18 protein-coding genes and 3 pseudogenes are annotated in these 21193 nt (G+C 59.6%); 13 read left to right on the top strand and 8 right to left on the bottom strand.

Annotation, left to right across the window (positions count from 1 at the left end; genetic code table 11):
• Window positions 1-193 precede the first annotated feature (193 nt).
• The 3 genes and pseudogenes from ACQZF9_RS16710 to ACQZF9_RS16720 form a co-directional block, all read left to right on the top strand.
• A pseudogene (locus ACQZF9_RS16710) lies at window positions 194-639 on the top strand (transposase); the annotation flags it as partial.
• A gap of 70 nt (window positions 640-709) precedes the next feature.
• Window positions 710-1821, top strand: a protein-coding gene (locus tag ACQZF9_RS16715) for an IS3 family transposase (RefSeq protein ID WP_428309892.1) whose coding sequence is annotated in 2 segments (ribosomal slippage) — window positions 710-962 and window positions 962-1821 — 1113 coding nt in all. Because the reading frame shifts where the segments join, the coding sequence is not laid out codon by codon here.
• Between the two features lie 13 nt (window positions 1822-1834).
• A pseudogene (locus ACQZF9_RS16720) lies at window positions 1835-2131 on the top strand (integrase core domain-containing protein); the annotation flags it as partial.
• Window positions 2132-2539: 408 nt separating this feature from the next.
• On the opposite strand, the gene ACQZF9_RS16725 reads toward ACQZF9_RS16720, so the two are convergent.
• Together ACQZF9_RS16725 and ACQZF9_RS16730 are read right to left on the bottom strand one after the other, a co-directional pair.
• Window positions 2540-3052, bottom strand: a complete 513-nt coding sequence (locus tag ACQZF9_RS16725) for a hypothetical protein (RefSeq protein ID WP_428310093.1) — start codon at window positions 3050-3052, stop codon at window positions 2540-2542.
• On the bottom strand, window positions 3049-7404 hold the full coding sequence (locus tag ACQZF9_RS16730; RefSeq protein WP_428310094.1) for an RHS repeat-associated core domain-containing protein: 4356 nt from the start codon (window positions 7402-7404) through the stop codon (window positions 3049-3051). Before ACQZF9_RS16730 ends, ACQZF9_RS16725 begins: the two co-directional genes overlap by 4 nt.
• 378 nt (window positions 7405-7782) lie before the next feature.
• Here ACQZF9_RS16730 and ACQZF9_RS16735 point away from each other — a divergent pair, with 378 nt between their 5' ends.
• Entirely contained in the window at window positions 7783-7983 is a 201-nt protein-coding gene (locus tag ACQZF9_RS16735; RefSeq protein WP_428310095.1) for a hypothetical protein, read from the top strand.
• Window positions 7984-8100: 117 nt separating this feature from the next.
• On the opposite strand, the gene ACQZF9_RS16740 is transcribed toward ACQZF9_RS16735, so the two are convergent.
• Complete coding sequence (locus ACQZF9_RS16740) at window positions 8101-9090, bottom strand: IS5 family transposase (protein ID WP_428310096.1); 990 nt, start codon at window positions 9088-9090, stop codon at window positions 8101-8103.
• Between the two features lie 986 nt (window positions 9091-10076).
• On the opposite strand from ACQZF9_RS16740, the gene ACQZF9_RS16745 reads away from it, so the two are divergent.
• Complete coding sequence (locus tag ACQZF9_RS16745; RefSeq protein ID WP_428310097.1) at window positions 10077-10301, top strand: hypothetical protein; 225 nt, start codon at window positions 10077-10079, stop codon at window positions 10299-10301.
• Window positions 10302-10358: 57 nt separating this feature from the next.
• On the opposite strand, the gene ACQZF9_RS16750 is transcribed toward ACQZF9_RS16745, so the two are convergent.
• Both ACQZF9_RS16750 and ACQZF9_RS16755 read right to left on the bottom strand, forming a co-directional pair.
• The gene (locus ACQZF9_RS16750; RefSeq protein ID WP_428310098.1) at window positions 10359-10712 is read right to left on the bottom strand and encodes a type IV secretory system conjugative DNA transfer family protein; all 354 of its coding nucleotides are present in this window, start codon (window positions 10710-10712) and stop codon (window positions 10359-10361) included.
• A gap of 22 nt (window positions 10713-10734) precedes the next feature.
• Window positions 10735-10903 (bottom strand): annotated as a pseudogene (locus tag ACQZF9_RS16755) (DDE-type integrase/transposase/recombinase); the annotation flags it as partial.
• Window positions 10904-11034: 131 nt separating this feature from the next.
• On the opposite strand from ACQZF9_RS16755, the gene ACQZF9_RS16760 reads away from it, so the two are divergent.
• From ACQZF9_RS16760 to fgd, 4 genes are all read left to right on the top strand, one after another.
• Window positions 11035-12480: an IS4 family transposase gene (locus tag ACQZF9_RS16760; protein WP_428310099.1), complete on the top strand. Its 1446-nt coding sequence runs from the start codon at window positions 11035-11037 to the stop codon at window positions 12478-12480.
• A gap of 75 nt (window positions 12481-12555) precedes the next feature.
• Complete coding sequence (gene tnpA / locus ACQZF9_RS16765) at window positions 12556-12951, top strand: IS66-like element accessory protein TnpA (RefSeq protein ID WP_428310100.1); 396 nt, start codon at window positions 12556-12558, stop codon at window positions 12949-12951.
• A complete protein-coding gene (locus ACQZF9_RS16770) occupies window positions 12948-13121 on the top strand; it encodes a hypothetical protein (RefSeq protein WP_428310101.1) in 174 nt (57 codons plus the stop codon). Before tnpA ends, ACQZF9_RS16770 begins: the two co-directional genes overlap by 4 nt.
• 590 nt (window positions 13122-13711) lie before the next feature.
• Window positions 13712-14719 carry a glucose-6-phosphate dehydrogenase (coenzyme-F420) gene (gene fgd, locus ACQZF9_RS16775; protein WP_428310102.1) on the top strand — a complete coding sequence of 336 codons (1008 nt, stop codon included), beginning with the start codon at window positions 13712-13714 and terminating at the stop codon, window positions 14717-14719.
• Between the two features lie 2 nt (window positions 14720-14721).
• Here the strand turns inward: fgd and ACQZF9_RS16780 are convergent, their stop codons facing one another.
• Complete coding sequence (locus tag ACQZF9_RS16780) at window positions 14722-15516, bottom strand: SDR family NAD(P)-dependent oxidoreductase (RefSeq protein ID WP_428310103.1); 795 nt, start codon at window positions 15514-15516, stop codon at window positions 14722-14724.
• A gap of 282 nt (window positions 15517-15798) precedes the next feature.
• Between ACQZF9_RS16780 and ACQZF9_RS16785 the strand changes: the two genes are divergently transcribed.
• Window positions 15799-16113: a 2Fe-2S iron-sulfur cluster-binding protein gene (locus ACQZF9_RS16785; protein WP_428310104.1), complete on the top strand. Its 315-nt coding sequence runs from the start codon at window positions 15799-15801 to the stop codon at window positions 16111-16113.
• Between the two features lie 45 nt (window positions 16114-16158).
• Here ACQZF9_RS16785 and ACQZF9_RS16790 read toward each other — a convergent pair whose 3' ends face one another.
• Window positions 16159-16794: a TetR/AcrR family transcriptional regulator gene (locus tag ACQZF9_RS16790; RefSeq protein ID WP_428310105.1), complete on the bottom strand. Its 636-nt coding sequence runs from the start codon at window positions 16792-16794 to the stop codon at window positions 16159-16161.
• A gap of 123 nt (window positions 16795-16917) precedes the next feature.
• Here ACQZF9_RS16790 and ACQZF9_RS16795 point away from each other — a divergent pair, with 123 nt between their 5' ends.
• Window positions 16918-17631, top strand: a complete 714-nt coding sequence (locus ACQZF9_RS16795) for a dienelactone hydrolase family protein (RefSeq protein WP_428310106.1) — start codon at window positions 16918-16920, stop codon at window positions 17629-17631.
• A gap of 131 nt (window positions 17632-17762) precedes the next feature.
• On the opposite strand, the gene ACQZF9_RS16800 is transcribed toward ACQZF9_RS16795, so the two are convergent.
• On the bottom strand, window positions 17763-18830 hold the full coding sequence (locus ACQZF9_RS16800) for an AraC family transcriptional regulator ligand-binding domain-containing protein (protein WP_428310107.1): 1068 nt from the start codon (window positions 18828-18830) through the stop codon (window positions 17763-17765).
• Between the two features lie 201 nt (window positions 18831-19031).
• On the opposite strand from ACQZF9_RS16800, the gene ACQZF9_RS16805 reads away from it, so the two are divergent.
• Together ACQZF9_RS16805 and ACQZF9_RS16810 are read left to right on the top strand one after the other, a co-directional pair.
• Complete coding sequence (locus ACQZF9_RS16805) at window positions 19032-20000, top strand: enoyl-CoA hydratase/isomerase family protein (RefSeq protein WP_428310108.1); 969 nt, start codon at window positions 19032-19034, stop codon at window positions 19998-20000.
• Window positions 20001-20010: 10 nt separating this feature from the next.
• Window positions 20011-21042, top strand: coding sequence for an aldo/keto reductase (locus ACQZF9_RS16810; protein ID WP_428310109.1), 1032 nt, complete (start codon window positions 20011-20013; stop codon window positions 21040-21042).
• Window positions 21043-21193: the final 151 nt, after the last annotated feature.

The raw sequence follows: 21193 nt of genomic DNA on the forward strand, positions 1-21193 counted from the left end.
GCAACGGCCTGCAATTGACCTTCGCCCCGAACCCTAACAGTGGTAAATCGCAAAGCGGTGGTGATGTCCTGCTCTCCGAACTTAACCCTGACACCGCCGCAACCTGTATTTATCGCGGTATTGCTATAGAGACGGCATCTATCTCCCGACGTCCCCCCGCCCTTGAGTAGCGTTGCCTTCTAGAGTCCAATCCATGAGCAGGAGATTGGACGTGAAGAAGCGATTTACCGAAGAGCAGATCATTGGGTTTCTGAAGGAGGCCGAAGCGGGCCTGCCGGTGAAGGAGCTGTGCCGGCGGCACGGCTTTTCAGAGCCCAGCTACTACGTGTGGAAGAGCAAGTTCGGCGGCATGACGGCGTCGGACGCCAAGCGCCTCCGGGAGTTGGAGACGGAAAATAATCGGCTGAAGAAGCTGCTGGCCGAGTCGATGCTGGAGATCGAGGTGACGCGGGAAGCGTTGCGAAAAAAGTGGTAACCGCACCAGCCAAACGCGTGCTGGTGCGGGCGATGCAGGCGAGCGGCCTGACCGAGCGTCGGGCGCTGCGAATGATCGGCATGAGCGCCAGCGCGCTGCGCTACCAGCCGGCGCCGGATCGCAATGTCGAGCTGCGCGAAAGCATCCTCGCATTGGCGCAGCGGCGTAATCTTCCCCGTCAAGGCGACAACTCATAACGAGAGCTTTCTGGCATCGTAACGCCAGGAGGCAGGAATGAAGAAGTCACGTTTTACCGAAACCCAGATCGTCACGATTCTGAAGCAGGCGGACGCCGGCATGGCCGTGAAGGACATCTGTCGCAAGGCGGGCATCAGCGAGCCGACCTACTACAGCTGGAAGTCGAAGTACGGCGGCATGCAGGCATCGGATCTGAAGCGGACCAAGGAGCTGGAAGCGGAGCTGTCGCAGCTCAAGCGCATGTACGCGGACCTGGCGCTTGAGAATCACGCGATGAAGGATCTGATCGCAAAAAAACTGTAGGGCCGGACGCCAAGCGAGAAGCGGCCGGTTACTTGGTGCACACGCATGAAGTGCCCATCGCTCGCGCCTGCAGCTGCGTTGGGTTATCCCGATCGGCGTTCTACCGCGAGCCCGATCATTGGACGGTGCGTGATGCCGAAGTCATCGCGGCTTTGGCGGCGCTGGTGGAAGGTCGTCCAAGCCGTGGTTTCTGGATGTGTCGCAAGCAGCTGCGGCGTCAGGGCCGGCCGTGGAATCACAAGCGGATTTACCGGGTATACAAGCTCATGAAACTCAACCTACGCCGTGCTGCAAAGCGTCGACTGCCCCAGCGTGAGCGGGTGCCGCTGTACGTCCCACGGCTGCCCGACAGCGTCTGGTCGGCGGATTTCATGAGCGATACGCTGATCTGCGGTCGCCGCTTCCGGCTCTTCAACGTCGTCGACGATTTCAATCGTGAATTGCTGCAGGTGGAGGTCGATACTTCGATCACCTCGGAGCGTTTGGTCCGGGTTTTCGAGCGGCTACGCAAGGAGCGCGGCTTGCCGCAGGTCCTTCGTACTGACAATGGCCCTGAATTTCTTGGCGACGCCTTTACGCAGTGGGCCAAGGCAGCGGGTATGGCGATCCAGTACATCCAGCCTGGCAAGCCCAACCAGAACGCCTATATCGAGCGCTTCAACCGCACGATGCGCAACGAACTGCTCGACCAGCATCTCTTTGTCCGCCTCGACGATGTCCGTGAGGCCGTCTACTGGTGGATGCTCGAATACAACGAACAAAGACCCCATGACTCGCTCGGCGATATGACGCCGATCGAGTACGCTCAAGCCGCCAGAAACTCTAGTTTCGAACTGTCGCCTTGACGGGGAAGATTACGAATTCACCGGCAAAGCGATGCTGACCTGGGCACACGAACGCGGTGTGATCCTGCGACTGATCGAGCCCGGCAAGCCGAACCAGAACGCCTACATCGAAAGCTTCAACGGCCGCCTGCGGGACGAATGCTTGAACGAGCACTGGTTCACCAGCCTTGGTCACGCCCGAGTCGTCATCGAAGCTTGGCGACGCGAATACAACGAAGAAAGACCGAAGAAAGGACTCGGCGGGCTGACGCCCGCCGCCTACGCAAAGACATTGATCAAACAGACGGCTACCATCAACCCCGGACTCTAAAAGAAACGACTACTCAACGCGGGGGGACGTCGAGTCGGGCACCGAAATATCTGAGGCCTGCCTTACTGCACCTAGGTGCAGCCTAATTTTACAGTCCGCGACAACTGCTATTTGCCGTCTTAGCTGCGGCGTCAGAAAAATGTGGCGGCGCCGGCTAGAGCCTCTTCAGTATTGCTGCCTACACGATCACCACCCTTTTGGTTCGAAACTGACTCTGACCATATGACCAGAGAGGATCATCAAACGCTGTTGGGCCCGTCGCGCCAGCAGCAGTTGAACCAGCAAGCTAACAATCAAGCCGGAGTGCTACAGCCCAAGCCCATCGCCACGGTTCGCGGCAGCGCTCAGGCATGCCGATGACGATCTGCAGCGCAGGCAATCGCCATTCTTGGATTAAGAAATCTATTACTAGTCGGCGGGCTGCGAATAGTAGGTCGTCTCTTGAATGGGCTTATCGGAATCTAGTTCGCTATACAGCGTTCGCTTTTTTATTTCCGTCCCATCGAATACAACTACTAGGCGATAGGCTTCTGAGCCGTCTCCACCATGAAGCGTCAGCGCGAATCCTGTTTTGACACTGCTCAACTCAAACGAATTTACATCTGCCAGATCCGCGTAAACCGATCGCGGGACGAAAACCGCACCAGTGTTGACGCTAATTTCAATTCGATTAACAACGCTACAGGGAAACCTGCTGTAAGTGCAGCTTGTTTCCACAATCGCTGGTCTCGCCACAGACGGGTCGCCGATCAGCACTTCATGTGCAGTGATCGCTACACGTATTTTCTTCTTCCCGAAATCGGCGGTAACTTCGGTCTTTCCTTTCGCCGCTACCTCAACCGGAGCTTTTTCACTACCGAAAGCCGAGTTGGCCAGAAATGCGTACGCCCATAACATGGCCACCAACAAGGGGCGCGTCACGGGAGAACCCATAATGTGTTGTCGCCGCTATTGCCGATCTGGTCCCGTATGTCCTTGGCCAAGATCGGGCAACCGTTCGAGGAGCTCTGTGTCTTCTCACCCCTTTTTGCCCCATGCATCAGGAAGCCGCCTCGGCCAAACATTTGATTAGATCTATCTGGAACCAGCCTCATTGAAGCCGCCAGCTTGTGTCCGGCGCCAGTAATGTTCAGTTGCTGAGGGCTGATTGTGTAAGTGCCAACAGGCAGTACGCCTATGTTGCTAACGCCCTGAAATGCAGGATTATTCAGACCAATCCCGAGCCCGGCATAGCCTTTACCCAAACTTGTAATAGGACCACCTGGCTCGACGTGAGTTATCTCACCTGTTGCTTGATCGTAAATGTAGTAGAGCCCATTCGGATCAACGAACGAGAGCGGATTCCCACCAGCATACGCGTAAGTGTTTATACCACCGCCGATCCCCAGCGGGTCGCTTTCCAGATAACGACCTGTCGCAGGATCATAGTACCGCGCTCCGTTATAGGCGAAGCCTGACTCGGCATCGTAATACTGACCCGGGTAGCGGAGATTGAACCCTCCGATGCTGTCGGCGGTTATGGTGGAATAGAAGGCGAAGGCTTGGCTCTTCCACACAACCGATTTAGCGCTGTTTGTAATGAGCGTGGGCCTCCCAGCCTGATCGTTATGGACGTAGTAGAGACTGCCATTTCTGATTAAGGCGACCGGCGTGCCATTCAGATAAACGTACTGTGACGCCAGGGTGCTACCACCGTTCGCCGTCTCGCCAATTAGAGCACCGCTCTGTCCATACACATAGTCGAAGCTTCCGCTCGGCCCAGACTTGCGCACACGATCACCCAACCCGCTGTAGGAGTACTGTGTAGTCCCGCCTAGCCCGAGCGAGATTAGGTCGCCCAAACTGTTGTGGGTCATCGTGTAAGAGCCGCCCCAACCGGCGATAGTCTGCACGTTGCCCGATGGGTCGTATGTGTAGGACCGAGCTCGGGTACCGGTAATTGAATTGAGTCTATTGTTGCCCGCAGGGACCACAAGCGAGTCTGTACCTCCGCCCCAGGTGCTCGTCTGGCGATTTTGTGTGGCATCGTAGGTGTATGCCTGATTGCCTCCCGAGGATGTGACGGTCTTCAGTTCTGATAGCGCGTCGTAAGCGTACGTCGCACTGTTCGCTGCAGTCAGGGCATCTGTAAAGGAGGTGGTTTGATCGGCCGAATCGTATCCATACGACCAATTCAACAATCCAGTGGCAAACTGCTTGGTAAGCCTGTAACTCGTATCCCACGTGAAATTGAGTATCGCGCCATTACCGTAAGTTAATGCTGCCATTGGCCCGAACGGCATATACGAGGTATGGGCTACGTTGTAGGTGGTACCGCCTATAACGGCTGCCACGGCCACAACTTTTCCTTCTGACCCAAAGGTGTAGTCGACTTTATTTCCGCCTGGATAGACGATTTCCCATGGCCTGTCGATGGCGTCGTAGTTGTAGTCGACCGTGAATGACACACTATTTATGCTGCTCGTCTTATTATCCAATTGCCCGGACGCGGTATAGGTGAACGCCGTCGATCCTGTCGAGTCGACCACACTACATAGTCTGCCGAGCCCGTTTGAACAGGTATCGTAGTAGTACGATATCCCAACGCTGGGACCTGACACTTGCGTAACCCTGTTTAGAACGTCGTAGCTATACATTAGAGTTGAGCTGTCGGGCCTAGTGATGGTTTGCAGTCGGCCACCGTTGTCATAGCTGTAAGTTGTCGTCCCTGCGTCGGGACTTTGCACCGTTATCAAGTTGCCGAGACCATCATAGTGATAGATGGTGGAGTTTCCTTTTGGATCGGTGATCAGATTGGCGTTGCCCGCTGAGTCATACCCGAACGTCGTCATTCCGCTTAGGGGATCGGAAACATAAAGAAGCTCATTGTTTCCGTTGTATGAATAGGTGTGCTGCCTATTCAACGCATCCTTGCTGGTGAGTTGATTTCCATTGGGGTCGTAAGAGGCACTATAGATCTGACTTTTTGACCCGTTCTCTGCCGTCACACGACCAAGTTGATCGCGAGAATACGTATCACTATACATCGTGTAAGTTGTGGTTCCGGCTGTACAGCCATCGTCTCCGTGCGAGCACGTTTGAACATTTTGAGTTCTTTTGTAGATGCCAGTCAGGTTGTTCAATACGTCGTAGCCACGCGCTAAGTAAGCAGTTGTGGTGAGTGTCTCGTTACCTGAACCTGCCACGGTAATATCCGAGCTGTCCTGGACTTGCGCCAAAAAGCCGCTTTCCGTATAGGTTTTCGTAACGATTCGTCCATCGGGATAGCTAATTGTCTTCGGTTGGCCGAGGCCGTTATAGACGTATGCCGTGGTGACGTTCGCACCATTTATTACTCTCGTCTTTGATGTTACGGCTCCCGAATAGTCATACGCGAATTTCGTCACGTCGCCGTTGGGGCCCGTAACAGTCTGCGGCCATCCATTTCCGGTGAAATTGGAGAAACTAGCTACCTGGCTCAGGGCGTTGACGACTGACGTGAGATTACCGCTTGTGTCGAAGTGGTAAGTAGTAATGTCACCATTCCCATCTACAGGTCCGTCGATCGACACGGCCGAAATCGTACCGTTTGAATAAAACGAATAAGAATATGATGTAGTCTGCGCCTGACCGCTAACGCCGTAGGCTGATCTGTTGTAATGGGTCACAGAACGAAGACGCCGCGCTCCGGCGGTCCCGTCGGGAATATAGGCGAAGTCGACTTCGTCGATGGGCTGAGACGTGTTTGCCCCGTAATGTTTGACCCAGTTCAGTCGAGCCCCATCAAGCCAGTTATACGTTGTAAGCCGCTCTTCGCCTGGAAAGCTCGAGTTTATACCCGTCGTTTTCGATAGAAGCCGCCCATTGCTGTCGTAACTCGTCAGCGTCTGATTACCGTTCCAATCGAGAGCGCTGCTCGGGTTGCCATAAGCGTCGTACGAAATTGACTGAGCGGCATTAGGGCACCCTGTGACCCCCGATTGGCTAACACTCGCTAGTTTCTGCAGTCCGTTAACCAACTGGAACGTATAGACGCTCACTGCGCCCGATACCGAGGTTACCGTCGTTCTGGTAGGATTTGTCGCGTAGGAGAACGTGCTTTCTTCGTATGTTCCTGAAGAACCGACCCCGCTGTGCAGAACGGTATCGTCGCTGTTGTAGGCGTATAGGCTGAAGCGGGTTCCATCCATCACGATGCCCGTCAGGAGATAAGGCTTTCCTGAAACTTCGTATAGGTAAGTTCTCGTGTGCGATGGGCTGCCGGGGTACGTGACTCCTGACAGATATCCACTACTGTTGTACCCATATGTGTATGTCTGACCAGCAGGGTCGACAACAGACGTGACCTTCGAGTTGGTCCAGTAAAAGTGAAAAACCTTTCCTGTCGTGGACGTCGCCGTTTGAAGCAAGTAAGGCTCAGTGTAAATGAGCGTCCAGCCAACTCCGTATTGATCCACTCTCGACAGTAGCCGCCCCTGATTGCTGTAGGTGAGCACACTCCCATCCTCATCGTGGAAGATCCACTGGGACAGTGTGGTGTCAAATATCGCGTATGCGGACGAGCTCCCGTTAATCGGCAACCAGCGATTCTGCGCGCTATTGAATGCGTAACTGTAGCGTGCGCCGTCTCCGCGATAGACCCAGACGTAAGCCATGCTGCTGGACGGGATGCCAGAGCAGCTGCCTGCGCCTAAGCCGGGCACAATCGTACAAGCAACGCCATTAGTTCCCTGGAAGCCGAGCCGGTTATCGAACGTCGAGCCCCATCTCGGGCCGAATAGCCCGGGAAGCGTCTGTGCCTTGTTATAAATCCGGTTCAACTCAAATCCGGAGCCCGCCCCGGATACCGAAACGTCTCGCTCTATTTGGAACTTTGTGCCGCTCGCGATATTGACGGGACGACATGTATCGGGGCTGGAGGCGCTACCGATCACCCCCATCGTTCCTCCATCGGACGACAACGGCGAAGTTAAGCTACCTATTTGAGGAAGCCCCCCCTGACCGATGTTATAGGCCCCCTGAGTTTGAATGCCTGCTCCATTCCCAATTCCCGAATAGGACCCGAGCCCAGAGGCGGATGCACCGGAATCGGAACCACTGCCGACCGGATCACCGCCGGCAACATCGGTTGGATCGCCATATCCATCGTCGTCATCCCTGGACAACGGATCATCATCTTCACTGCCACAACAATTTGGCACGAGTGGATATGGACCGAGCGGATTGTCGATCGGATGTGCAGGGTCTTCATCTGCAAAAGCGCTGGTGCCGAGCAACGCAGAGAAAAATGACACGCAACAGAAAAAAATAGCGGCGTGAAACCTGCTCGATGAGCTGCAAGTGTCGTGAGAACGGCCCTCGAGCCGCTCTGAACGATATTGTCCCATTGCCTTCTCCCCGGATAAGACTAGGCGTTCCCTTCTTTAATATTGGAGAGGACAGATAAATAGTTACAGATGCGATCGGTATCCGTTTGCAACGATTGGTTTCATAGCGACTGTCATTTTTTTAACTAGGGCTCAGATGCGAGCTGGCCTGATTCTTGGCGTCGCGGAAACAGTTCAGACGGCGAATGCTGTGGCATCACTCGCAAGATTGAATACATCGAATAGGCGCCCGCAGACGCGCAGAGCCGCGTCGCAGTCATTAAAATGGCCAGGAGTCGGATGTTCTTGGATCGGCAGAACCGCAATCCGCTGAGCTACGTTGACACGCTCGGTTTGGCGAAGTGCACGCTGAACTTTGAGGGCGGTGCTGGCGTCCTCCACTGCGATCCAAACGATCCTGATAACAACGATCCAGTCACGATTCCTGTTGCTTCTGGCAATAACGGCGGCGGGTCAAACTGCAAGAACAACCTAGGGAACCTCTGAATAACTCACCGAAAGTCGAAGCGGTGACTGCGGCGCTGCCTTCATGATTGTTTTCTGCGAAGCCGACTGATTCATTTATCGGCCTGAGCTGATCAAAAGACGCTTACCGGTGACAATTCATCCCACATTGAGTATCAGCGGGCGCAATTCCCCCGTCATCGACAGCAATTTCTTTCGCACCATCCACAGATTCGACAGCGCAAACAGGGTCATCACCTGCGCCGTGTTTTTCGCCAGGCCCTTGAAGCGCACCTTGTTGTAGCCGAACTGCCGCTTGATTACGCGAAACGGATGCTCGACGAAGGCGCGAACGCGAGCCTTGGCATATTCCGCCTGCTGAGCCGCGCGCTTTTGACTGCCTTCCGGCATCGCACGAATCCGGCTTGAGCGAGCCGCGATCTGCCACTGCAGTTTCTTTCTCACCACGCGCTTGTCTGCGCCCGTGTAGCCCGCGTCGGCATAGACTACTTGCTCCCTGCCGTGCAGCAACTCGTCCACCACCGCGATGTCGGCTTCATTGGCAGCGGTTACCACCACGGTGTGCACCAAGCCAGAATCCACGTCCGCGCCGATGTGCGCCTTCATGCCGAAAAAGTACTGATTGCCTTTCTTGGTCTGGTGCATCTCGGGATCGCGCTCACCGTCGGCGTTCTTGGTCGAACTCGGCGCCGAAATGATCGTGGCATCCACCATGCTGCCGCGCTTGAGCAGCAAGCCTTTGCGCCCCAGGTAGGCATTGATCCGGGTGAAAAGCTCCAGCGCTAACCCATACGTTTCCAGCAGGTGTCTGAAATTCAGAATCGTGGTCTCGTCCGGAATCGGCCGCGTCAGCGACAGCCCGGCAAACTGACGCATCGAGGCGACTTCGTACAGCGCCTCTTCCATCGCCGGATCCGACAATCCGAACCAGTTCTGCATGAGGTGAATGCGCAGCATCGTCGCCAGCGGATACGGCGGCCGTCCATCGCCGCCCACCGGATACACCGGCTCGATCAGCGACAGCAGCAGCTTCCACGGAACCACCTGGTCCATCTCGGCTAGGAAAATCTCCCGACGTGTCCGTTTTCGCTTGCCCGCGTACTCCGCGTCCCCGAAACTCAACTGCATTGCTTCCGCTCCGATTCTTTTCTAGCCACAGATCGCAGCAACCATCACGCCACTCGCAATGGGTTTTTCAGACCTTCCCTAGACTGCCAGAACGATACGGGCAGGGGACCGATCCCGGCTGGTTGTTGGAAATGGAACGGCGGCTACACCGGCAAACCGAACGGCAGAGCGTTGGGTACGTGCTCAGGTACGACATCGAACCGTACAAATATCCGCTCTCATAGCTGCGCCAACGCATTTGGGCCGTCGAAGCATCCGCCTTTCTGTTCCGAGGGTTGCGTCACCGGATCGGCTCCCGATATGCACACGCTTAACGGTCTGCTCGATGCTGAACCTGGTTCCACGCTGTGGGTAGGCCCGCCGCTTCCGCCCGTACTTCCGTCGTTTGACCTCGGCTTGCCGGGGTATCCATCACAAGGTTCGGTTCCCTATAGGCCATGAATCCAAAAGCACGCATTGCGTTATCATTGCTCGCCATAAGCTTCGTTGGAGTCACCTTTGCCGGAGTACCGGCGACTCCACAGCAAATTCTCGCGCTTGCCGACTCAAGGGGAGCAGGCGAAACGGTAGAGACTTTAATCAGATCCGGAAAGTGGCAGTCCATTGTTCTTCCAGGCGTTAAGGGTGCGCGGCCCGATTGGCTCAAAGTTGTGCACACTCTCTATCCCGTCACAGATGCGGGCGCCCGTGAGGACTTGGACGGAGCTCTTACCGACGCGCTTCTCAAGGCTCCGTACCTAGTTTTGCCCCTGCTCGAGGAATTCTGGTGGAATCAATCGGAAACAACATGCGTTTTTGACTATGACAGCGAGTTGCCAGGTGGCATTGAACAATACGTGCGACGCCTAAAAACCGCGTTGAAAAGTGTCCCTCCGACACAGTTGGTGTCATTAAGAGCGGCATGTCTCCAAGGTACCGACGTGACGATTGCCGAGCTCCAGAAACGAGGGAGTTAAGCTACACCGGCCGCACCAACACGGTTGCCTATGCCTTCAGCGATCAGGCTCTCTATTGAGATCCCGATCGTTTTAACTACCCATCTCAGAACCCGGGCGGGAGTGAATCCGATCGCGGCATGGGACACCGATGTGTGTGACGATAGCCTGATCTCGTATCTGGCTTTACAGTTAGCTGACGCGTTGCAGGCCTCCTACCTCGATGCCGTTCAACCCAAGCGTAAGCTGGCCAAGATCCCGTTACTTCTGCGCTGACCCAAGCGCGGCCTGCAATACGACGGAGAAGTACGCGCAAGTCTCAGCGACCCCTCGCTAGTCGAGAGGTGGCTTCGCCGAATAGTCTAGAACCGCATCAATCTCGTCGTTAGTGAGGTTGACAGGGGACACCGGCATCCGTGGCGGTTCCACAATGCCGTTTTGCAATCTCGGTCGAATCAGCGTCGGTCGAATGAGTTTCGTGAAGGTGCGGTCCCGATAGTAGTAAATCTTATTGGCCTTTATCGGCGGCGCAGCCTCGACTATCAAAAGCTCCTCGCGACGAGAGAGTTCACGAATTTCGTGCGGTAGCATCAACTCCCGGCGCGTCTGCCCATCTGAAATATTTCCACTCCAGGGATCGTTGATGCGACGTGAGTGGCTTCGCGTTTCGATAGTACGAATGCCCATCTCTTCGGAGAGGTACTTAGCAGCCCTCGCAGGCGGCGTTGTCACCGCAATGTCCGACCGCACTCATCGAGCAGAGCAGCGTGTTTTGCTTCAAGAACCGCTGGTAGTCGCCGCTCTGGAATTGGCTACCGCGATCCGAGTGCAGGATCCCCCTGGCGCTGCCAGACCGCCATCTCGACCGCCCGAATCACCGTAAGCGTCCGCTGAAGCTTTCAATTACCCACAAATAACTGAGCGCAGGCAATTATTTACAGAAAGTTCTTGCATTGATTTGTAGCATTTGAGATAGATGGTTTCCGTGTTCTGATATGCACGGTGCCCAATGACGATGTCGAAGCGGGGTGACGGTGATTCTGGCGATTCCCGCTGGCTCGATCGGGAATCGGCAGGCAGCTTGTTTAAAGATGCTCGCCTTGCAAGACGATTCGAGGCGCTGTTGGGGCAACTCTCGGGCGATCCTGGTGGAAGCATCCCGATGGTCTGCCAGGACTGGGCGAATACTAAGGCGGCTTATCGGTTCCTCGCCAACGCGCGCGTCAATGAAGCCGATATTCTCGCCGGTCATTTTCGATCGACGCGCGACCGGTTCGCTGCGACCACCACGCCGGTTCTGGTCCTGCACGACACCACCGAGTTTTCATACGCCCGTGGCGACGTTGACGCCATCGGCATCTTGGGCAAAACACCGATTGGCAAGACGCTCAGTGGGGCGCAAAAGCTTCACACCGGCTGCGGCATTCTGCTCCACTCCAGCCTGGTGCTGACGACAGAAGGCTTGCCGCTGGGATTGGCCGCCACCAAGTTCTGGACGAGGAAGAAGTTCAAGGGCACCAACGCGCTGAAGAAGAAGATCAATCCCACGCGGGTTCCGATCGAGGCCAAGGAGAGCATCCGCTGGTTGGAAAATGTCGAGCAGTCGACGGCACTCCTGGGTGAGCCCGGTCGATGCGTTCATATCGGCGATCGTGAAAGCGACATCTATGAACTATTTTGCACCGCGCAAGCTGCAGGAACGCATTTTCTAATCCGTACCTGCGTCGATCGTCTGGCCGGAGATGGTGAACACACCATCGCCGACGAGATGGAGGAAGTCAGCTGCAAGGGTCTGCATCGAGTCGAAGTCCGAGACCGCAAGGGCAATCTATGCGAGGCCGTTCTCGAGCTTCGATTTCGGCGTATCCAGGTTCTGCCGCCGATCGGCAAGCGGGGACGATATCCTGCTCTCCGACTCACGGTCATCCACGCCACTGAGCGCGGCACGCCAGCCGGTCGCGATCGGATTGAATGGAAGCTGATCACCAACTTACCAGTGAACTCCCGTGCCGATGTCATCGAGAAGCTGCGCTGGTATTCATTGCGCTGGAAGATCGAGGTCTTCCACAAGATTCTGAAGTCCGGCTGTAAAGCCGAAGAGTCAAAGCTGCGAACCGCCGAGCGCCTGGCGAATCTGCTCGCGATATTTTGCATTCTCAGCTGGCGAATTTTCTGGCTGACGATGTTGCATCGTACCGAGCCCAACGGCTCGCCGGCGATGGCATTCACGTCGCTCGAAATCGAATTGCTCGACAGGCTCGTTGCCGACACCGGCCAAAGCGCGAAACGAAAGAAGACCGTTTCAAGTTATCTCGTTCGCCTGGCTCGACTGGGCGGCTATCTGGCACGAGCCAGCGACCCGCCACCCGGCAACACCGTCATCTGGCGAGGTATGGCACGTCTCACCGATATCGAACTCGGCTACTTGCTCGCATCAAAGGATGTGGGTAATTGAAAGCCGCTGAAGGCCGTCTGGTGCTCCAAGGATTGAGTCGTGAGGATGGTGTCCACTTAATGATGGTGGACACCTATGGCAGAGAGACTCAGTGGGGCGGTGCCGGGATTTGTGGGGAGCCGGAAGAGCAACGGTCGCTGCATCTACAGCCGGGAAGGCAAACGTGCGCTGGTGGAAGAATGCCTGCGGCCGGGCGTATCGGTGGCGAGGCTGGCGCTGATCCACGAGGTCGTTGCGAATCTGCTGCGCAAGTGGATCAAGGCTCACGAGGCCGCGGCAGCGCGCCCAATTCCGAAGAGCCCTGAGCTGCTGCCAGTGATGGCGGTCGATGCGCCGGCGACGACGCCGCCCAGCGCGCCACCGGAATCGCCGATCGAGATCGTGATCGGCGACGCCACGATCCGCCTGCACGGCGCGGTCGATGCGCAGCGGCTACGCATGATCATCGACTGCCTGGCACGCCGCGCATGATCGGCCTGCCGGCCGGCACGCAGGTGTGGCTGGCGGCGGGCGTGACCGACATGCGACGCGGCATGGATGGTCTGGCACAAGGTCGCTCCCGTTTTGGCGTCAGTCGGGATGGCGATACTCGTACCGGACATGCGTGGTTATGGCAACAGCGACAAGCCCGCCGGCATTGAGGGCGATGACGCGCGTGCGCTATCCGGTGAGATGCGTGCCTTGGTTGCCGAAATCGGCTTCAGCGCCGGCCGGCCGATTCTCTTGTGCGCGCGACAGATCAGATCGGATGCCGGCCGATTGCTTCAAGCCGGCAGTGGCTCCGCCTCATGCCACCTACTCGCCAACACTCCAACATCGCATCTGGCGTCCTCCGATAGCCGTTTAGTCATTGCTCGTGCAACCGCCACATCAATCGCCAAGAGGCTTTATGAAATCCAAGTTCATCAAAATTGCGGGAGCGCTCATCGCTCTGAGCACGTCATCAATCGCTCTCGCCGCGGGCACCTGTTGCGTCGTAGGCGCCGCCTGCTGTTTCGGGGTGCCGTGCTGCCCGTAGTCGTTTGACGAGGTAGGCAGAAGGCCCGGGCCATCGAAAGGTCGGCCGGGCTTTTTTTGCGGCGACTAATTTCGTCGCCAGACGAATTGCGATGATATCGGGACATTCGCGAGCGCCCACGCCGCATCGCGTTGACGCTTTTCCGTTGCGGCATCGATACTCGAATCGATACTTTTCATTTCCAGGCATCGTCATGCGTCCAGGTCGAACACGATGAAAGCTCCGCTGAAGCTCGGTTACAAGGCGTCTTCCGAACAGTTCGCGCCGAACGAGTTGCTCGACTACGGCGTGCTCGCGGAAAAAATCGGGCTGGATTCGGTGTGGATCAGCGATCATTTCCAACCGTGGCGACACACCGGCGGCCATGCGCCGTTTTCACTGGCCTGGCTCGGCGCGCTCGGCGCGCGCACGACGCGGGTACAGATGGGTACCAGCGTGCTGACGCCGACGTTCCGCTATCACCCCTCGATCGTCGCGCATGCTTTCGGCACGCTCGGCGCGATGTTCCCGGGGCGCGTTGCGCTGGGCATCGGCACCGGCGAGTCGCTCAACGAAGTGCCGTCCAGCGGCATCACCTGGCCCGAGCAGTTCGAGCGCACCGCGCGTTTCAAGGAAGCGGTCGATCTGATCCGCCGGCTGTGGAGCGAGGAGCGGCTGAGTTATCACGGCCAGTTCTACAAGACCGAGAACGCGACGATTTACGACAGACCCGAGCAGCCGGTGCCGATCTACATCGCCGCGGCCGGGCCGTTCATGGCCAGGTTCGCCGGTGAGAAAGGCGAAGGCTTCATCTGCACCAGCGGCAAGAAATGGGAGCTGTACACCGAGACCCTGCTGCCGAATCTCGAGGTCGGTTTGCAGAAGGCGCCGAAGCCGGCGTTCGACCGGATGATCGAAATCAAGCTGTCTTTCGACACCGATCGCGAGCGCGCGCTGCAGGACACGCGCTTCTGGGGCGCGCTGGCGCTGAAGCCGGAAGAAAAGCTCAACGTCGAAGATCCGCTGCAGATGGAACAGCTCGCCGACGCGCTGCCGATCGAACGCGCGGCCTCACGCTGGATCGTCAGCGTCGATGCGCAGGACGCGGTCGCGCAGATCGGCCGCTATGTAGAACTGGGTTTCAACCACCTGGTGTTTCACGCACCAGGCCCGGACCAGGCGCGCTTCCTCAAGCTGTTCGGCGAGCAGATCGCGCCGCGGCTGCGCGCCGCCTACTCCTAGGTCTATGCCGGCACGCGCTCGGCAAGCAGCGCGTCCATGCTGAGAAACTTGGTGGTCGACCAGCCACCGTCCAGCGCCAGCGTCTGGCCGTTGATATAGCTGCCCTCGCCCGAGGCCAGAAAATGCACCGCGTTGGCGACGTCCTCGACGGTACCTTCGCGGTTGAACGGCGTCATTTCGTGGTTGGTGCGCTGAAAGCCGGCGGTGTCCCAGAAGTCCTTGGTCATGTCGGTCTTGATCACGCCGGGCGCGACCACGTTGGCGCGGATGCCGTTGGCACCGTACTGCACCGCGATCGCCTGCGTCATGCCGATCATGCCGGCCTTGACCGCGCAGTAGATGCCGCCGTTGAGGCCGCCGACGAGGCCGTAGACCGAACCGACGTTGATGATCGACGAGCCCGGCTTCATCACCGCGAGCGCCTCGCGCGAAAATCGAAACGGCGCTTTCAGGCTGATGTCGATGACCTCGTTCATCATCGCGTCGTCGGTTTCGTGCAGCGGTGCCCAGCGGCCGGAGCCGGCGTTGTTGACCAGGCAGTCGAGCCGGCCGAAAGATTCCATCGCCAGTTGCACCGCGCGCTGCGGCGTGTCGGCGGCAGCGACATCCGCGGCCATGGTTTTCACTTCCGCGATCGCCGACAGCGACTCCACGAGGCGCGCCAGCGGCTGCGGCCTTCTGGCGACCGCGACGATATTGAAACCGCCCGCCGCAAAGCGCCGCGCGATCGCGTCGCCGATGCCGGCGCTGGCGCCCGTGATCAGCACCACTGGCTTGTCCGTCGCGTGTCGCGTCATGCGCAGTCTCTCCTGTTTTTTATTGGCGGGAACGGCTGTGGCGCCGTTGCCTCGATAGGGCCGCCAGAAATCTTATGCGGGGAAACGCGCGCCACGCGCCGGCGCGGATGCAAATTGCGGCTGCAGGCATTTCAGCGCTCGCAGCCAGACCAATTACGCGAAATGCCTTGCGCGCGAGGCATCGTTGACGGCGCATCAAATTGATGTCAGCTTAATGCCTTCAATTAACAGCGCCGTTGATTAACGTCGATTAACGGCGGCGACCTCAGCCCCACGAGTCCCATGCCCAAGATTCTTTTCATCCAGCACGACGGCACCGAGCATCTGGTCGAGTGCGAAGCCGGCAAAACCCTGATGCAGGCCGCGGTCGACAACATGGTGCCGGGCATCATCGGCGACTGCGGCGGCGCCTGCAGCTGCGCCACCTGCCACGGCTACATCGAATACAGCGGCGCCTTGCCGGCGATGTCGGAAGACGAAACGATGATGCTCGACGGCGCGCTGCACGTGGAGCCCAACAGCCGGCTGTGCTGCCAGATCGCGGTCAGGCCGGAGCTCGACGGCATCGTCGTGCGGCTGCCGCTCAGCCAGTTCTAGCTCAGCGCGGCATTGCGCTGCGAACCTCGGTGGTCCGCGGCGCGCTCAGCCCTGCGGCCGCTTGCCCTCGCGGATCGCCTCTCTGATCAGGTCGATGACCCAGGTCACGGTGCGCGTTGCGCGCTCCGGCTCCAGGTGCCAGGCCGTTACCAGTCGCTCGTAGGGCGGCACGTTCCACAGCATGTCGAGCACCGCGGCGACCATCTCGCGCTGCGACCGGCTCCAGTCCGGCGTGGCCCGTACCACCGCCTCCAGCAGCGAGTTGCGGCGGTGCTGGTCGATCGCCGCGAACGAGGGATCGACCACTGCGGTCGGCGTCACCGCGAACGACGACAGATACGAGAACATCCGCGTGACCAGCGCAGAAAACTCGTCCAGCTCCAGGTGATCCAGGGTCACGCCGGATTCTTCGGTCAGGCGCTGCACCACCGCGTCGCGCAGCTTGCGCTCGGTGGAGAAGTGACGATGCACGGTGCGCTCGCTGACACCGGCGCGCTCGCCGACCGCGCGGAAGGTCAGGCCGCGCCAGTCCCAGCTCGGGAAGCCGCGCACCAGATCGGCACCGGCGCCGAGGATGCGGTCGCGCGTCTCGCTGGCCTGCTGCTGCCGCAGCGGGCTTTCGTAACGGCGCCGCTCGCCGGCGGGAGCGCTACTGTCCTTGGTTCCGCGGGGCGGGCTCATTGCGGTTTCATCGCTACGTTGGGTGGACGGCCGGAAGTCATCGCATTGTAGAGGAGCCCACTATCCGCATCGACCCTGCTGCGAATAGGCTGCGCGGCAAGACGACAGTGGCGCAGAAAGCCGATGCAACAGCGGGACATCGAGTATCGCGACAGCGCCGGGCAGGCTTACGCCGGTCACTATGCAGCGCCTGATGCACCCCGCGGCGCCGGCGTGCTGCTCGCCCACAATGCACCCAGCCTCGGCGACTTCGAGCGTCGCACCGCCGCGCGCCTCGCCGATCTCGGCTACAGCGTGTTCTGCGCCGACTATCTAGGCGCCGACGGTATCGATGGCGCCGCTGGCAGGGAAGCACTCGGCGCACTGTTCGCCGACACCCGCCTGACACGCGATCGCGCCGCCGCCGCGCTGGCGGTGCTCACATCGCAGCCCGGTGTCGACACGCGGCGCATCGCCGCGCTCGGCTACTGCTTCGGCGGCACCGTGGCGCTAGAACTGGCGCGGGCGGGCGCCGATCTGCGTGGCGTGGTCGGTCTGCATGCGGGCCTGCCGCTGAGCCATCCCGACGACAATCGCGCGATCAGGGCCAAACTGCTGCTGATAGAAGGCAGCGCCGACCCGCTGGTGCCGGCGGAGATGCGCGCGGGTTTCGAGAGGCAAATGGATCAGGCCGGCGTCGACTGGCAGCTGCATCTGCTCGGCGGCGTGCCGCACGGTTTCAGCGTGCCGGGCATCGACAAGATGGGCCGCGCGGGGATTGCCTACGACCGACGCGCCGACGAGCGCTCATGGAAATTGCTAGTCGGGTTTCTGGCGGAGACGACGGCGCCGCTCTGATGTTGGGTCGCGGACAGGGTCCGCTCCTACAAGCTCTCCGGCATTACCGTAGGAGCGGACCCTGTCCGCGACCGAGGCCTGCCAGAGTCGATCGCGCTCCACTCAGCTCTGAATGTTTCGCAGTCGAGGGCTCAGTGCCGCCGCGCCGTCCCCAGATCGCGCCGGAACTGCTGCGGCGTGACGCCGGTCCAGCGCTTGAATGCGCGGCCGAAGCTGGATTGCTCGGAATAACCCAGCGATGCCGCGACATCGTCCAGCGACAGCTGGCCGCGTTCCAGGTAAGCCTTGGCCAGATCGACACGCTGGCGCTCGAGAATGTCGGAAAACTTCAGGCCGCAGTCGCTGAGATTGGCCTGCAGCGTGCGCACCGAGGTGCCGAGCTTCTTGGCGCCGTGCTCGATCGAGCAGTTGCCCGAGGGCAGCGAGCCGCGCACGTAATCCTCGACCCGCTCGACCACGGTCTTGCGCGACGCCGCCTTGACCTGGCCGAGATAACCGCCGAGCAGCCGGTACAGCATGCGATTGGACGTGGCCACGCTCTGGTTCAGCATTTCGATCGGGAACGCGATCGCGCTGGTGCTGGCTTTTGCATTGAAGCGGCAGCCGAGCCGGCTCTCGATTTCGGCGATGTCCTTCTGCCGCGTGTCCACGGCGAGATTGACATAGCTGGCGCGGAACGCGCGGCCGCCGATCGCGCGCATGAAGTTCACATCCAACAGTGCTGCCTGGTAGTTCGCCTGGTTGTTGGAGCCCAGGTCGCTGCGCACGCACCAGCGCAGCTCGGCGGTGTCGCGGCCCTCGACCAGTTCCATCAGAGTCACCGGCGAATGCACTACCGGGATGTAGTCGATGAAACTGGTGATCGCGTCGCGGAACGTCGGCGCCGCGCGGCACAGCGCGGTGACCGAGCCGAACAGGTCCACGTCCTGGTGCTGGGCCAGGCGCAGACCGAACAGCGGATCGTTGAAGCGCGTGCTGCAGTACTCGAGCACGTCGACCAGGGACTTGCAGTTGATATAGGAATCCGGGTCGCGGATCACGCGCGGGTCGACGCCGTGGCGCTCCAGGATCTCGCGCGGGTCGGCGCCGAGGCTGCGCACCAGATCGGAGAAGCCGCTGAAATTGGCGGTGCGCATCTGCCGCTCCGCCGGCATCGAGTCCAGCGGGCCTTCTAGTGCGTAAAAGTAACTCTGGCTCATTGCTTCCTCCAGCAATGGGCTGCAACCGGCGTCCCGGCGCAGCGATTTGCACTGATTGTAGACCCGGCCACACCAAATGTCAGGACAGCGGCGCCCGCCAGGGTGGATAACTCAACAATGCTGACCAGTGCCGGGCTCCCCCGCCCGCCTGCGCCGGCACCGACTATAAAAACGACCCGCGAGTCGAACCAGGAGAACAGCATGGCAAGCAAGGCCAAACAGCCGACGCCCGAGGAAATCGTCCTCTACAAGAAGGACCCGAAGACCAAGATCGCGACGATTACGCTGAACCGGCCCGACCAGCTGAACGCGCCGACCATCGCCGCGCGGCTGCGCTATGCCGACCTGATCCATCGCGCCAACGTCGACGACGACGTCAAGGTGCTGGTCGTGCGCGGCGTCGGCAACCATCTCGGCGGCGGCGCCGACCTGCCCGAGCAGGAGGCGATGCTGAACGACGATGACGACTACTCGCTGCTGCACGAGTTCCGGATCAAGGACGACGAGGACGTCAAATATCCGCCCAAGGGCAGCTACCGCTACCTGGCGCAGCTGACCCAGCTCTACGCCAACGCCAGCTACGGCTGCCGCAGCCTGCAGGATTTCAAGAAGATCAGCATTCTCGAAGTCAAAGGCTATTGCTACGGCTGGCATTTCTACCAGGCGGCCGACGCCGACCTGGTGATCTCCTCGGACGACGCGCTGTTCGGCCACCCCTCGTTCCGCTATGTCGGTTGGGGCCCGCGCATGTGGCAATGGGCGCAGATGATGGGCATGCGCAAGTTCCAGGAGATGGTGTTCACCGGCCGGCCGTTCACCGCCAAGGAAATGCAGGACTGCAACTTCCTCAACAGCGTCGTGCCGCGCGACCAGCTCGAAGCCGAAGTCGAAAAATACGCGACTTCCTGCGCGCGCACGCGGCCGACCGACGTGGTCTACATGCAGAAGCAGTTCTTCGAGATCATGAAGCAGCAGCAGGGCGAGTACATGGGCAGCATGATGACCGGCTGGCTCGAGTCCATGCTCGGCATGGTCAAGAACGACGCCGACGAGCTGACCTTGAACAAGGAAACCTTCGGCAAGGGCCTGAACAACGCGGTCAAGGACAACGACAACGATTATCCGCCCGATTTTCGCTTGAGCCGCTCGGGCCGCAAGGCCAAGAAGTAGCGTCGTCGCGATGCAGTACGCGCTGCTCGGCAACACCGGCCTGGCCGTGTCGCGGCTGGGCTTCGGCGCGCTGACGTTCACCCAGGGCAATCAGTCGCTGGCCTCGGTCTACAAGGTCGGCGCCGAGCTGGCGCATGCCCTGGTCGGCCGCGCGCTCGATGCCGGCGTCAACTTCTTCGACACCGCCGACGTCTATGCCGACGGCGAATCCGAAACGCTGCTCGGCGCGGCGCTGAAAAGCCATCGCGACAAGGTCGTGATCACGACCAAGGTCGGCAACCGCGGCGGCGACCGCACGCTGATCCACGGTGGCCTGTCGCGGCGCCATATCCTGTGGTCGGTCGAGCAGAGCCTGCGGCGTCTCGGCACCGACTGGATCGACTGCTACATCGCGCATCGCGAAGATCCCTACACGCCGCTGGAAGAAACGCTGGAAGCCTTCGACAGCCTGGTGCGCAGCGGCAAGGTGCGCTACATCGGCTATTCCAACTGGTCGGCCTGGAGCGTCGCCGCGGCGATGGAAATCCAGAAGGCGCGCGGCCTGGCGCCGTTCACGCATGGCCAGATGTACTACTCGCTGCTCGGCCGCGACGTCGAGCGCGACATGCTGCCGATGATGCGCCGCTATGGCCTGGGCATGACGGTGTGGAGCCCGCTCGCCTACGGCTTCCTGAGCGGTGCCTACAGCCGCGAGGATCTGGCCAGGCCGGACAACCGCTTCTCCGGCTTCGACATGCTGGCTTTCGACCGCGACGAGGGTTTTGCCCTGCTGGACGTGATGCGCCGCATCGCCGCGGCGCGCGCGATCAGCCTGCCGCAGCTGGCCATCGCCTGGCTGCTGGCGCGGCCCGGCGTCGGCAGCGTGCTGATCGGCGCGACCAAGCTGCACCAGCTCGACGACAACCTCGGCGCCGCCGCCATCAGGCTCGATGCGGCCGACATCGCCGAACTCGACGCTGCCACCGCGATCACGCCGCTGTATCCGAGTTCGGACTGGATGGTGCCGGATCGGAAGATGATGAAAGCTTTGAAGCACAGCTAAGCCTTTGCCCCTCTCCCCTTGTGGGAGAGGGTGGCCCGAAGGGCCGGGAGAGGGGGTTACACGCTGCAATCGCACAACCCCTCTACCGTCGCTACGCGACACCCTCTCCCGCAAGGGGAGAGGGCGCAAGCACGCCGCTATCGAACGATCT

Origin of the sequence: Hydrocarboniphaga sp. (assembly GCF_965279055.1) — a bacterium.
Classification (GTDB): Bacteria; Pseudomonadota; Gammaproteobacteria; order Nevskiales; family Nevskiaceae; genus Hydrocarboniphaga.